Annotated in this window: 11 protein-coding genes; 1 reads left to right on the top strand and 10 read right to left on the bottom strand. The window is 64.7% G+C overall.

Features of this window, described 5'->3' with window-relative positions; translation table 11 throughout:
- Positions 1-34 precede the first annotated feature (34 nt).
- The 5 genes from scpA to OIK40_RS00230 all read right to left on the bottom strand — a co-directional run bounded on the left by scpA (position 35) and on the right by OIK40_RS00230 (position 5,427).
- Positions 35-2,188, bottom strand: a complete 2,154-nt coding sequence (gene scpA, locus OIK40_RS00250; RefSeq protein ID WP_273675230.1) for a methylmalonyl-CoA mutase — start codon at positions 2,186-2,188, stop codon at positions 35-37.
- Between the two features lie 93 nt (positions 2,189-2,281).
- Positions 2,282-3,067 carry an enoyl-CoA hydratase-related protein gene (locus OIK40_RS00245; protein WP_273675229.1) on the bottom strand — a complete coding sequence of 262 codons (786 nt, stop codon included), beginning with the start codon at positions 3,065-3,067 and terminating at the stop codon, positions 2,282-2,284.
- Between the two features lie 22 nt (positions 3,068-3,089).
- On the bottom strand, positions 3,090-3,542 hold the full coding sequence (mce, locus tag OIK40_RS00240; protein WP_273675227.1) for a methylmalonyl-CoA epimerase: 453 nt from the start codon (positions 3,540-3,542) through the stop codon (positions 3,090-3,092).
- On the bottom strand, positions 3,539-3,898 hold the full coding sequence (locus OIK40_RS00235) for a contact-dependent growth inhibition system immunity protein (RefSeq protein WP_273675225.1): 360 nt from the start codon (positions 3,896-3,898) through the stop codon (positions 3,539-3,541). Before OIK40_RS00235 ends, mce begins: the two co-directional genes overlap by 4 nt.
- Positions 3,895-5,427 (bottom strand): acyl-CoA carboxylase subunit beta, encoded by a 1,533-nt coding sequence (locus tag OIK40_RS00230; RefSeq protein WP_273675224.1) that lies wholly within the window; start codon positions 5,425-5,427, stop codon positions 3,895-3,897. The genes OIK40_RS00235 and OIK40_RS00230 overlap by 4 nt, the downstream gene beginning before the upstream one ends.
- 100 nt (positions 5,428-5,527) lie before the next feature.
- Here OIK40_RS00230 and OIK40_RS00225 point away from each other — a divergent pair, with 100 nt between their 5' ends.
- On the top strand, positions 5,528-6,631 hold the full coding sequence (locus OIK40_RS00225; protein WP_273675222.1) for an NAD(P)/FAD-dependent oxidoreductase: 1,104 nt from the start codon (positions 5,528-5,530) through the stop codon (positions 6,629-6,631).
- Here the strand turns inward: OIK40_RS00225 and OIK40_RS00220 are convergent, their stop codons facing one another.
- From OIK40_RS00220 to pgi, 5 genes are all read right to left on the bottom strand, one after another.
- Positions 6,632-7,354: an SDR family oxidoreductase gene (locus OIK40_RS00220; protein WP_273675220.1), complete on the bottom strand. Its 723-nt coding sequence runs from the start codon at positions 7,352-7,354 to the stop codon at positions 6,632-6,634.
- 29 nt (positions 7,355-7,383) lie between these two features.
- Positions 7,384-8,736, bottom strand: coding sequence for a glutathione-disulfide reductase (gene gorA / locus OIK40_RS00215; protein WP_273675218.1), 1,353 nt, complete (start codon positions 8,734-8,736; stop codon positions 7,384-7,386).
- Between the two features lie 119 nt (positions 8,737-8,855).
- On the bottom strand, positions 8,856-10,358 hold the full coding sequence (locus OIK40_RS00210) for a DEAD/DEAH box helicase (RefSeq protein ID WP_273675216.1): 1,503 nt from the start codon (positions 10,356-10,358) through the stop codon (positions 8,856-8,858).
- Between the two features lie 267 nt (positions 10,359-10,625).
- Positions 10,626-11,021, bottom strand: coding sequence for a hypothetical protein (locus OIK40_RS00205; protein WP_273675214.1), 396 nt, complete (start codon positions 11,019-11,021; stop codon positions 10,626-10,628).
- A 238-nt stretch (positions 11,022-11,259) separates the two neighbouring features.
- Entirely contained in the window at positions 11,260-12,822 is a 1,563-nt protein-coding gene (pgi, locus tag OIK40_RS00200; protein WP_273675212.1) for a glucose-6-phosphate isomerase, read from the bottom strand.
- Positions 12,823-12,841: the final 19 nt, after the last annotated feature.

The following is a 12,841-nucleotide window of genomic DNA, read 5'->3' as shown; positions in this document are numbered from 1 at the left end:
CCGACAGGCTCAGAGCGAACGGCGGAGGAGAGGGTTACTCCGCCGCCTCGTCCAGCCCTTCACCCAGCGGGGGCATGTTGTGGCCCAGCAGCACAAGGATATCCGCCGCGCATTCGACCACGTTGGAGCCGGGGCCGTAGATCCCCTGCACCCCTGCCTCGCGCAGGAAGTCGTAGTCCTGCGGGGGGATGACGCCGCCTGCGGTGACCTTGATATCGCCGCGGCCCGCTTCCTTCAAAAGCCGAATCAGTTCGGGGATCAGCGTCTTGTGGCCCGCCGCAAGGCTCGATGCGCCGACCACGTCGACGTCGTGTTCCAGCGCCATCGCCGCGCTTTCCTGCGGGGTCTGGAACAGCGGGCCGGAGATCACATCGAAACCCATGTCGGAGAACGCCGAGGCGATCACATTCGCGCCGCGATCGTGGCCGTCCTGGCCCATCTTGGCGATCATGATCTTCGGCTTGCGGCCGAGGCGACGGCCCACGGCCTCGACGCCGTCGGTCACCTGCGCCCAGCGGCGGTCGAATTCATAGGCGCTCTTGTAGACGCCCTTCACCGGCGCAGGCGTAGCATCGTGACGGCCGAAGACCTCTTCCATCGCTGCGGAAATTTCGCCCAGCGTCGCATCGTGGCGCGCAGCCTCGACCGCGAGCGCCAGCAGGTTGCCGCCGGTCGAACAACCCTCGGTCAGCGCGCTGAGCGCCGCGCGGCAGGCGGCCTCGTCGCGGGCTTCGCGCACCTTGGCTAGGCGGGCGATCTGCCCCGCGCGCACCTTCTGGTTGTCGACCTCGAGCGTCTCGAGCGCGTCTTCGGCGTCCTTGCGATACTTGTTGACGCCGACGATCACCGTCTCGCCCTTGTCGACCTTGGTCTGCTTTTCCGCCGCCGCACGCTCGATCGCGGCCTTGGGCGCGCCAGTGGCGACGAAGGCGGTCATGCCGCCCGCCGCGTCGACCTCGGCGATCAGCTTCTCGGCTTCTTCCACCAGCGTCGCGGTCAGCGCTTCGATATAGTGCGAACCGCCGAGCGGATCGACCACGTTGCAGATGCCGCTTTCCTCCTGCAGCACAAGCTGGGTGTTGCGCGCGATACGGGCGCTGAAGTCGGTGGGGAGCGCAATCGCTTCATCCAGCGCGTTGGTGTGGAGCGACTGGGTGCCGCCCAGCACGGCCGCCATGGCCTCCACCGTGGTGCGGATGACGTTGTTGTAAGGGTCTTGCTCCTGCAAGCTGACGCCCGAAGTCTGGCAGTGGGTGCGCAGCATCTTGGAGCGTTCGTCCTTTGCCCCCAGCCCGTCCATGACGCGATACCACAGCGTGCGCGCGGCGCGCAGCTTGGCGATCTCCATGAAGAAGTTCATGCCGATGCCGAAGAAGAACGACAGCCGCCCGGCGAACTTGTCGATATCCAGCCCCGCCGCCATCGCGCGGCTCGCATATTCCTTGCCATCGGCAATGGTGAAGGCAAGCTCCTGCACCGCCGTCGCTCCGGCCTCATGCATGTGGTAGCCCGAAATCGAAATCGAGTTGAATTTCGGCATGTTGGCCGACGTATATGCGATGATGTCCGAGATGATCCGCATGCTCGGTTCGGGCGGGTAGATATAGGTGTTGCGGACCATGAACTCCTTGAGGATGTCGTTCTGGATCGTACCCTCAAGCTTGTCCTGCGACACCCCCTGACGTTCCGCCGCGACGATGAAGAAGGCCAGCACCGGGATCACCGCGCCGTTCATCGTCATGCTGACGCTCATGGCATCGAGCGGAATCTGGTCGAACAGGATCTGCATGTCCGCGACCGTATCGATCGCCACGCCCGCCTTGCCGACATCACCGACGACGCGCGGGTGATCGCTGTCATATCCCCGGTGGGTGGCGAGGTCGAAGGCGACAGACAGCCCCTTCTGCCCCATCGCAAGGTTGCGGCGGTAGAAGGCGTTGGACTCCTCGGCAGTGGAGAAGCCCGCATATTGCCGGATCGTCCACGGGCGGCCCGCATACATGCTCGCCTTCACCCCGCGCGTGAATGGCGCGAAACCGGGCAGGCCGGGATCAAACTCTGCGTGATCTTCCGCCGTATAAAGCGGCTTGATGGCAAAGCCTTCCGGCGTCTGCCACGTCAGATCGCGGCCCTTCACTTCCTTGTCGGCAAGGGCTTTCCAGTCGGCGGAGGTGGGTTTGTCGGTCATGTCTCTTCCAAAGCAAATTCGTCATGCCAGCGAAAGCTGGCATCTCTTGCCGCCCTAGGCCCCAGCTTTCGCTGGGGTGACGAAATGGGGAACCTACTCCCCCTTGAACTCGGCCTTGCGCTTCTGGAGGAAGGCCATGCCGCCCTCCATCGCGTCCTTGGTCGCGCCCGCGATGCGCTGCCCTTCGGCCTCGGCAAGCAACACCATTTGCAGGTTCTGGTCGAGCGCGGTGGCAATGTTGCGCTTCATCGTCGCGTAGGCAACCGTCGGCCCGTTCGCCAGCTTCTCGGCCAGCGCGCGGGCTTCGGTCATCAGATCGGCATCCTCGACGCACTTGTAGACCAGGCCCCATTCCTCGGCCTGTTCGCCCGAAATCTTCTCGCCGAGCATCATCATGCGGGTGGCGCGGGCGCGGCCGATGGCGCGGATGAGCAGCCAGGTCGAGCCGCCGTCAGGCACGAGGCCGATATTGACGAAAGCCTGCAGGAAATAGGCGCTCTTGGCGGCAATGGTGAAATCCGCCGCCAGAGCCAGCGAGCAGCCCACGCCCGCCGCCGGGCCGTTGACCGCGCAGATCACCGGCACATTCGCGCGGATCAGCTGGCTGACCGCCGGGTTATAGTGATTGATCAGCGCCTCGTGGCTGCCGCCCTTGCCGCCCAGCGCCGAGCCATCGCCACGCGCCGAAAGATCAGCGCCCGAACAGAAGCCCTTGCCCTCACCGGTAATCAGCACCGCGCGTGCATCGCCAAGATCGTAAAACGCCTGCCCCAGCTCGTCCGCCATCTTGGGCGGCATGGCATTGAGTCGCTCGGGACGGTTCAGGGTAATGGTCAGCAGCGGACCTTCACGTTCGACGCGAATGGTTTCGTAGGACATTTTTCTCTCCGGGTGAGGTGTGTCAGTTCGACCAGTGCGCGCCCTCGCGCGGGGTCTCCATGATCTCGGTAAGCATGCCGCCCATGTCCTTGGGATGGACGAAAAAGATAGGGGTGCCGTGCGCGCCGATGCGCGTGGGGCCGAGGATACGCTTGCCGAGCGCCTCGAACTCCGAGCGCGCCTCGGCGATATCGGGCACCTCGAAGCACAGGTGATGCTGCCCGCCCAAGGGGTTCTTGGCGAGGAAGCCTGCGAGCGTGGAGTTCTCGCCTAAGGGCTCGATCAGCTCGATCTGCGTGCCGTTCATCGCCCCGTCCGCACCGGGCGTGTCGACGAAGCAGACCTTCACGCCCTGCTCCTCAAGGTCGAAGGGCGTGTGGATCTTGGTCGCGCCCATGACGTCGCGGTAGAACGCGATGCTATCGGCAATGGAGGGCGTGGCGACCCCGATGTGGTTGAGACGGCCGAGTTTCATGGCTTCCAGTCCTTGCTAGTTTCATTCCGCACAGAGACGATGAGCTTGTCGTAAACCATGTTCATGAATTGCCGAGCATCGGAAGGTTTCTCGAAACAGACGTCCACGCCGAACCCATCATTGACCGCTGAGCGCGGATCATACTCAGCACCGCGCGTCGAATTCCAATCCCTCCATTCCTGAAGAACCTGCTGGCGTATAGGCAGCAAGTAATCAGCAATCGCTGCATCCACAGCAGCTTCAGGCGTGCCATAGTCTTCAGGCCAATCCTGATGACAATATGCGCCCAAGAATTGATAAAGCGTCGGCCAACGCCCTTCTGCTTCCAACCTAATATCGCGCGTTTTCCTGCTCATAGCGGGATATTGTCATGCTTCTTCCACGGGTTCTCCAACTGCTTCGTCCGCAGCTTCCTTAGCCCCAGCGCGATCCGGCGGCGGGTCGAGTGCGGGTGGATCACCTCGTCGATATAACCGCGTTGCGCCGCGACAAACGGATTGGCGAAGCGGTCTTCGTATTCCTTGGTGCGCTCGGCGATCTTGACGGGGTCGTCCTTTTCCTGACGGAAGATGATCTCCACCGCGCCCTTCGCGCCCATCACCGCGATTTCGGCGGTGGGCCAGGCGTAGTTGAGGTCGCCGCGCAGGTGCTTGGAGGCCATCACGTCATAGGCACCGCCGTAAGCCTTGCGGGTGATGACGGTGATCTTGGGCACGGTCGCCTCGGCATAGGCAAACAGCAGCTTCGCGCCGTGCTTGATGATCCCGCCCAGCTCCTGCGCCGTGCCGGGAAGAAAGCCGGGGACGTCGACGAAGGTAATGATCGGGATCTCGAAGGCATCGCAGAAGCGCACGAAGCGCGCGGCCTTCTTCGAGGAATTGATGTCGAGCACACCGGCGAGCACCATCGGCTGGTTCGCCACCACGCCTACGGTGCGGCCTTCCACGCGGCCGAAACCGCAGATGATGTTGGCGGCGTGGGACGGCTGGATTTCGAAGAAATCGCCCTCGTCCAGCACCTTGGTGATCACCTCGTGCATGTCATAGGGCTGGTTGGCGTTGTCGGGGATCAGCGTGTCGAGGCTGTCCTCCAGACGATCCCACGGGTCATTGGTGGGCAGTTCGGGCACCGCCTCGCGGTTCGACAGCGGCAGGAAGTCGAAGAAGCGGCGGGTCGCCAGCAGCGCATCGACATCGTTCTCGTAAGCAAGGTCCGCAACCGAGGTCTTGGTGGTGTGGGTGATCGCCCCGCCCAGCTCCTCCTGCGTCACGACCTCATTGGTGACGGTCTTCACCACGTCGGGGCCGGTGACGAACATATAGCTCGAATCCTTCACCATAAAGATGAAGTCGGTCATCGCAGGGCTATACACCGCCCCGCCCGCGCAGGGCCCCATGATGAGGCTGATCTGCGGCACCACGCCGCTCGCCAGAACGTTGCGCTGGAACACCTCGGCATAGCCGCCCAGCGATGCCACGCCTTCCTGAATGCGCGCGCCGCCCGAATCGTTCAAACCGATCACCGGCGCGCCGACCTTCATCGCGGTGTCCATCACCTTGCAGATCTTCTCGGCATGGCGTTTCGAAAGGCTGCCGCCGAAGACGGTGAAATCCTGCGAGAAGACGTAAACGAGGCGCCCGTTGATCGTGCCGGAGCCGGTCACCACCCCGTCACCCGGGATGCGCTGGCTTTCCATGCCGAAATCGGTGCAGTCATGTTCGACATAGGTATCGAGTTCTTCGAAGCTGCCTTCGTCGAGCAGCACGTCGAGCCGTTCGCGCGCGGTCAGCTTGCCCTTGGCGTGTTGGGCGTCGATGCGCTTCTGGCCGCCCCCCATGCGGGCGGCTTCGCGGCGGCGTTCCATTTCGGCGATATTCGCGGACAACGGGCATCCCCTCTCAATTGCAATTGCCGGGGTGCGTTGCCTTAGCGCGCGCAAGGCGTCAACGTGGCAAAAGTGGCGGGCGGCAAAGTTGGGAGCGATCGTGCACCGGGCAGACATGCTTGTAATCGGCGGCGGGATAGCGGGCCTTTCGGTGGCGGCACGGCTGGCGCGGCACGGGCGCGTCATGGTGCTGGAGGGCGAGGGCGCGCCCGGATACCATGCCTCCGGCCGATCGGTGGCCTTTGCCCATTACGGGCTGGGCAATGAGCCGGTGCGCACCCTGACCGCGCTGAGCATGGGCGAGCTGGCAGAGCATGGCACGATGCACCCGGCGCTGCATATCGCCAGCACAGCCGATATCGCCGCGCTTGACGCGCTGGAGGATGTGCACCGACAGTTCCGCTGCGACTATACCCGCATCACAACCGCCGGGGCGCTGGCGCTGATGCCCGCGATCCGCCCGGAGGCCTGCGCGGCGGCGCTGGTCGATCACGGGTCATTGAAGCTGGACACCAATGCGATGCTTCAGGCCCATGCAGCCAGCCTGCGCGCCCACGGCGGCAAGCTGGTGACAGGCGCAAGGGTTCACGCGATTGCGCGCGACAGCGACGGCTGGCGGGTGGAAGCGGGCGGGGAAAGCTACGCCGCCCCGATCCTCGTCAACGCGGCCGGCGCATGGGCGGATGATGTGGCGCACATGGCAGGCGTCACGCCCATCGGGATAGAACCGCGCCGCCGCACGGTCATCAGCTTTGCCGCGCCCGAAGGCGAGAATGTCGGCGCATGGCCGTTCACCAAGACTGTGGGCGAAGGCTTCTACCTGCTACCCGAAGGGCGCGGGCAATTGCTCGCCTCGTCGATGGACCAGACCCCGTCAGCCCCATGCGATGCGGCGGCGGAAGAACTCGACATCGCGATTGCGGCTGATCGCGTGGAGCAAGCGACCACCCTGCCTATCCGGCGGATCAGTCATAGCTGGGCAGGCCTCAGAAGCTTCGTACCGGACGAATTGCCGGTGATCGGCCATGCGGCGGGCGCGCAGGGTTTCGTATGGTGCGCAGGGCAAGGCGGCGCGGGATTCCAGACCGCCCCTGCCCTGTCGCGCATTGCAGCAGCGGCGGCGCTGGGACTGCCATTCCCCGAGGATTGTACCGCTGCCGGACTCTCGGCGCGGCAATTCGCCCCGGAGCGGCTCGACGCTTGATCAGAAGCGGATCATGACCTGACGCGCCAGTGCAGGCGAGAGCGAGTAGACAGCGCGCAGCACCTTGGTCAGCCCGACATTGGCTTCGGGCTTCCCGCCTTCAATCGCGGCGATGATCTGGCGCGCACATTCCTGCGGCGGCATCTTGCCCCTCGGACGGTCGGCGGTCATCTGTGTGTCGACCACCGGCGGTAGCGCTTCGATCACCTGGATGCGCTCGCCCGCCAGCTGAGCACGCAGCGCGAGCGTGTAGCTTCGCAAGGCGGCTTTTGTGGCGCAATAAACGGGGCTGCCCGCTCGCGGGGCGATGGCAAGCCCGCTGGTGACGTTGATGATCGCCGCCTGAGGACGCGCGCGCAGGCGCGGCAGCAGCGTGGTGATCAGACGGATCGGCGCATTGAGGGTTGCGTAGATGCAATCGTCGGCGGCTTGCGGATCGGGCATGCCTTCGCGGAAATCATGCGCCACGCCTTGCCCCGCATTGTTGATGAGGATGTCGATCGGCCGGTCGCCCAGCGCAGCCGCCAGCGCGTCGACCCCGGCGGCGTGCGACAGGTCGGCAGCCAGCGCTTCGAACCCCTCGCCGCGCATCGCCTCCAGCCGTGCCGGATCGCGGCCTGTCAGGATAACGTTCGCGCCCTTGGCTTTGAGCTGGCGCGCAATCTCGCGCCCGATTCCCGCACTGCCGCCGGTCAGCAGCACCGTCTTGCCGTTCACGTCCATCCTGTCGTCCCCTTTTCGCGGCCAGAGCCCTATTTGAACAGCACGAGTTCTTCCGCCATCGTCGGGTGGATCGCCACGGTCGCATCGAAATCGGCCTTGGTCAGCCCTGCCTTCACCGCCACCGCAGCGGCCTGCATGATCTCGGGCGCTTCGGGGCCAATCATATGGATGCCGACGATCCGGTCATTCGCGGCATCGACGATCATCTTGTAAAGGCTGCGCTCGTTGCGGCCCGCCACCACGTTCTTCATCGGGCGGAAATCGGCCTGATAGACCTTGATGCTGCCGAGCACATTGCGTGCCTCGCCTTCGGTCATGCCGACCGCGGCAATCGGCGGGTGGCTGAACACCGCACTCGGCACGCAGGAATGATCGACCGCATAGGGTTCGACCCCGCCGAAAACGCTATCGGCAAAGGCCTGACCTTCGCGGATCGCGACCGGGGTCAGCTGCACGCGGTCGGTCACGTCGCCCACGGCATAGACGTAATCGACATTGGTGCGGCTGAACTTGTCGACCACGATCTCGCCGCGCTTGCCGCATTCAACGCCGATGGTTTCCAGCCCCAGCCCATCGATATTGGGGACGCGGCCGGTGGCCACCATCACCGCATCGAAGGTGCGTTCGTCATGGCCCGTCAGCTTGACGCGGAGCGTGCCGTCGTCCTGCTTTTCGACATATTCGAATTCGGCCATGAAGCAGAACTCGATCCCCTTGGTCAGGCTGATCTGCAGCAGCCGGTCGCGCAGCGCCTCGTCATAGCCGCGCAGGATCGTGTCGGAACGGTTGGCGATCGTTACCTTGCTGCCGAATTCATTGAAGATGCCGGCAAATTCATTAGCGATATAGCCGCCGCCCGCGATCAGGATGCGGCGCGGAATGGTATCCAGATGGAACGCCTCGTTCGAAGTGATGACGTGTTCGTTACCCGGAAAATCGGGCACATGCGGACGCGCGCCGGTGGCAATCAGGATGTATTTCGCGGTGACGACCTTGCCGCTTGCCAGCGTGATTTCATGATCGCCGGTGATGGTCGCACGTTCTTCAAAGACGGTGACATTGTGGTTGGAGAGCGTCTGGCCATAGAGGCCCTCCAGCCGGGTGACGTCGTTCTGCACGTGATCGCGCAAGGCCGCCCAGTCGAAGCTTTTCTCGCCAATCGTCCAGCCGAAATGCTTGGCGTCTTCCAGATCCTCGGCGAAATGCGCGCCGTAGACGAGCATCTTCTTGGGAACGCAGCCGCGGATCACACAGGTGCCGCCAACGCGATATTCCTCGGCCACCGCCACCCGCGCGCCATGGGCAGCGGCAACGCGGCTGGCGCGCACCCCGCCCGAACCGGCACCGATGGTGAAAAGATCGAAGTCGTATTGGTCGGCCATGCGCAGCGTGCTCCTGTCTGGGTGGCAGGCGCGCTATGGCCGATGGCAGCGTGGATGCCAACCGCAAGGCGCGCCTCTCTTGCGAGAGACTACGCCATGCGGCAGCCTCCGGTTACGCCTCAGGCGTTGGCCGAACGATTTCGTCCGCCACCACCGCCGGGACGCCCACCGCCGCCGGGACGCCCGCGACCGCCGCGATTCTGGCTGCCGCCGCGGTTCTCGCCATGCGCCTTGCGCTGGCCGCCGCCGCCGGGCTTGCCCTGCTGCGGACGACGATCGCCGCGGGCTTCATCGCCCTGACGACGCTCGCCGCGCGGTTGGTCGCCCCGCTGGTCAGGCCGCCGTTCGCCTTGCGGACGACGCTCGCCCCGCTGTTCGGGACGCCCCCCGCGACCACCAAGCGGGCGCGGCTGCACGCGCTTTTGCGGCTGGCGCGGTGCGGGCTTGTCCGGCCCGACACCTTCCACGACTGCGCGGAAATTATCCGGCAACGGCAGGCGATCGAGCTCGGCGCCCGTGGTCTTGCGGATATCCTTCAGATAGGCGCGCTCGTCCTCGGCACAAAAGGCAATCGCCACCCCGTCACGCCCCGCACGCGCGGTGCGGCCGATGCGGTGGACATATTGTTCCGGCACATTGGGCAGTTCGTAATTGATCACGTGGCTGACGCCGGGAATATCGATCCCGCGCGCGGCGACGTCGGTTGCGATCAGCACCGGCACGCGGGCCTTGCGGAACTCGTCGAGCGCGCGCTGACGCTGCGGCTGCGACTTGTTGCCGTGGATCGCGTTGCTTTCGATCCCGCTCTGGGCAAGCTTCTTCACCACGCGGTCAGCGCCGTGCTTGGTACGGGTGAAGATCAGGATCCGCTCGAATTCGCCCGGCACCGCATGCCGGCCCTTGAGGATCATTTCGAGCAGGGCGAGCTTTTCGTCCTGCTGCACCATGAACAGGTACTGGTCGATGCGTTCGGCGGTGGTGCTTTCGGGGGTGACCGAAACCTGTACCGGGTTATTGCAGAAGCCGCTCACCAGCTCCTTGATCGCCTTGGGCATGGTGGCGCTGAAGAACAGCGTCTGGCGATCCTTCGGCGCCAGTTCGCGGATCTTGCGCAGCGCGTGGATGAAGCCGAGGTCGAGCATCTGGTCCGCCTCGTCGAGCACCAGCACTTCGATGCCGTTGAGGTTGAACGCCTTCTGGTCGATCAGATCGAGCAGACGGCCGGGCGTTGCGACAAGGATGTCGGTGCCGCGATGCAGCTTGTTGCGATCCTTGCCGACGCTCGTGCCGCCGACGATGCACTGCACCTTCAGCCCGGCAAGCGCGCCGTAATCCTTGGCGCTGTCGGCAATCTGCACCGCAAGTTCGCGGGTCGGGGCCAGCACCAGCATGCGGCAGGACTTGAACGGGATCTGCTTGTCGGCCTCGCGCAGCCGGTCGATGCTGGGAAGCATGAAGGCGGCAGTCTTGCCGGTGCCCGTCTGGGCGATGCCGAGCAGGTCGCGACCCTTCAGGACGGCCGGAATGGCCTGTTCCTGGATCGGGGTCGGCGTGGTGTAGCCCTTCATGTCGAGGGCCTGGAGCACGGGCTGCGACAGCCCGAGATCAGCGAAAGTGGTCATAATGTAACTCGCATAATGTGCGACGCACGCGAAGCCTGTCCATGACGGACGGCGCGCGCGGCGCGGGGGTTCAAACCGCCCGCGTGAAAAGGGAAGTCCTTGGGGAAAAACCGAGGCGCGGCCGGGGCGGATGCTTTCAGAGTTCCGCCGCTTCACGCTGGCTAGCGCGCTTCGATGCGGCCCAGATGGGCGCTTCGGCAGCAAAAGTCAAAGGATTAAGGGTTCGGCTGGAAAAACAAGCCGGGCTTGATGCGGCAAGAACCGCGATCAATCCCGTTCGCGCAGTTCCTGATAATTGAGCAGCCCTTCATAGCTGCCTTCCACCGGCATCCCGCTGGTGTCGAGCGCGGGTTCGAAGGTGTGATGCTTGATCAGCACCTCGCACAGCTTGTCGTTCACGTAGTTCATGCGAAACCGCTCGGTCAGTTCGCAATCGGTGGGCGTGCCCGCGGCATCGACCGCCAGCGTGTAACCCACCTCGCCGCGCCAGACTCTGAGGCGGGTGGAAGTCTTGAGAAATTCGCGCGCGCCGTCGAAGGCGATCAGCCGCACGGGTTTGACCTTGGAACGCGCGGTGCCGTCCCCCGCCTGATCTTCGGCCAGCGCCGCGGGGGCGCAGACGAGCGAAAACAGCACAGCAGCGGACGTCAGAACGTTTTTCATCGCAAACCTTGTCGGGGGGAGAGGATCGGTAAGGGTTCGCGCGAAAAGATAAGCATTTGGGCCGATGGTGCAAATCGAACGCCGGATAAATGCGGATTCAACGCGATATGTCACCGCGCGCCATTGAAGCTGTCAGATTCTTGCTTGGGCACGAAACCATGAAACAGCGCCGGAAAACAACCGAAGCCCCTGCCCCGCACCGCGTGGCGCGGGTGTGACCTGCCTGCATCAGTGCCGGTTACGCCAGCCCTGCCGCCTTCATCAGCGCGGTGGTGCTGGGATCGAATTCCCCTTCGCCCGAATCGATCTGCTTGGCGATCGCCTTGCCCAGTTCCACGCCGAACTGGTCGAAGGGATTGATCCCCATCAGCACCGCATTGGCGAAGGTGCGCTGTTCGTGGAACGCGATCAGCGCGCCCAGAGCAGCGGCATCGCAATCATCGACGAGATATGTCGTCGAAGGCCGGTCGCCGGGATAGGCGCGCGCGGGATCGTCCGACGGCTTGCCTGCCATCAGCGCCGCGCCTTGCGCAAGGCAGTTCATCAACAGCGTGCGGTGGTGCGCCGGATCAAGATCGTCGCCCGGCGCAATGCTGGCGATGAAATCGACCGGGATCAGATGCGTGCCCTGATGCAGCAACTGGAACACCGCATGCTGCGCGTCGGTGCCCACCCCGCCCCATGTCACCGCCGCGGTCGGCCCGTCGGCTGGCTCGCCGTCTACGGTCACGCTTTTGCCGTTCGATTCCATCTCCAACTGCTGGAGATAGTCGGGCAGCAGCGCGAGCCGTTCGTCATAGGCGAACACGGCGCGGGTCTGGCAGCCGCGCAGGCGCGTGTAATACTGGTCGGCAAAGGCAGCGAGCAGCGGCGCATTGGCGCGACCTTCGGCGGCGCGGAAGTGATCGTCCACTGCCTTCGCTCCGGCCAGCATCGCGGCGAATTCATCCATCCCCACAGCCAGCGCAATCGGAAAGCCGATGCTGGAGAACAGCGAATAGCGACCGCCCACGCTTTCGGGGAACGGCAGCACGCGGGTTTCATCGACGCCCCATTCCACCGCCTTTTCGGGCGCGGCGGTAAGCGCCACCACCCGTCCGCCGGGATCGGCAACGCCGTTTTCGGCCAGCCACTTCAGCGCGCTGGCGGCATTGGTCATGGTCTCGATGGTGGTGAAGGTCTTGGATGCGACTGCGATCAGCGTGGTGGCCGGATCGCAGGCGGCAAAGGCCTGTTCCAGCGCCAGCCCGTCGATATTCGAGACGACATGCACATCGACCAGCGCCAGATCACGGGTCAGCGCGTCGATGGCCAGGGCCGGGCCCAGCGCGGATCCGCCGATGCCGATAGCGATGCAATGACGGACTTCGCCCAGCGCGCCTTCGTGGATCGCCTCTACCAGCATGCCCATGCGCGCCAGCAATGCCTCGGCCTCCTCCACCTGCGCAGGGGTGCCGCTGCCGCGCAGGGCGCCGTGGGTGGCGGCGCGGCCTTCGGTGGGATTGACGATCCCGCCGCCGAACAACGCCTTGCGCGCTGCGGTAAAGCCTGCGGCCTCGGCCAGTTCCTCGAAAGCGGCGAGTTCGGCCTCACCCAGATGGGTCTTGGCAAAGTCGATCGTCATGCCCGCCTGCGCCTCGCTGCCGGGTTCCACCGGCCAGTCGATGCGGCGGGTCATGGCGGCGGCCCGTCCGGCATCACCGGCAAACAGTGCCTTCAGGCTCCGGGCCTCCAGCCCGCGCAGCTGCGACCAGGCTGCCGCCACGCCTGCCTTGTTCCGCCCTTCGTCCAAGCCGCTCATCACCGTTCCCCTTTGCGCA

The organism is Erythrobacter fulvus (genome assembly GCF_028595285.1).
Lineage (GTDB): Bacteria > Pseudomonadota > Alphaproteobacteria > Sphingomonadales > Sphingomonadaceae > Erythrobacter > Erythrobacter fulvus.
The sequence above is the reverse complement of the archived record's forward strand: the minus strand, read 5'-3'. Positions and strand labels throughout refer to the sequence as shown.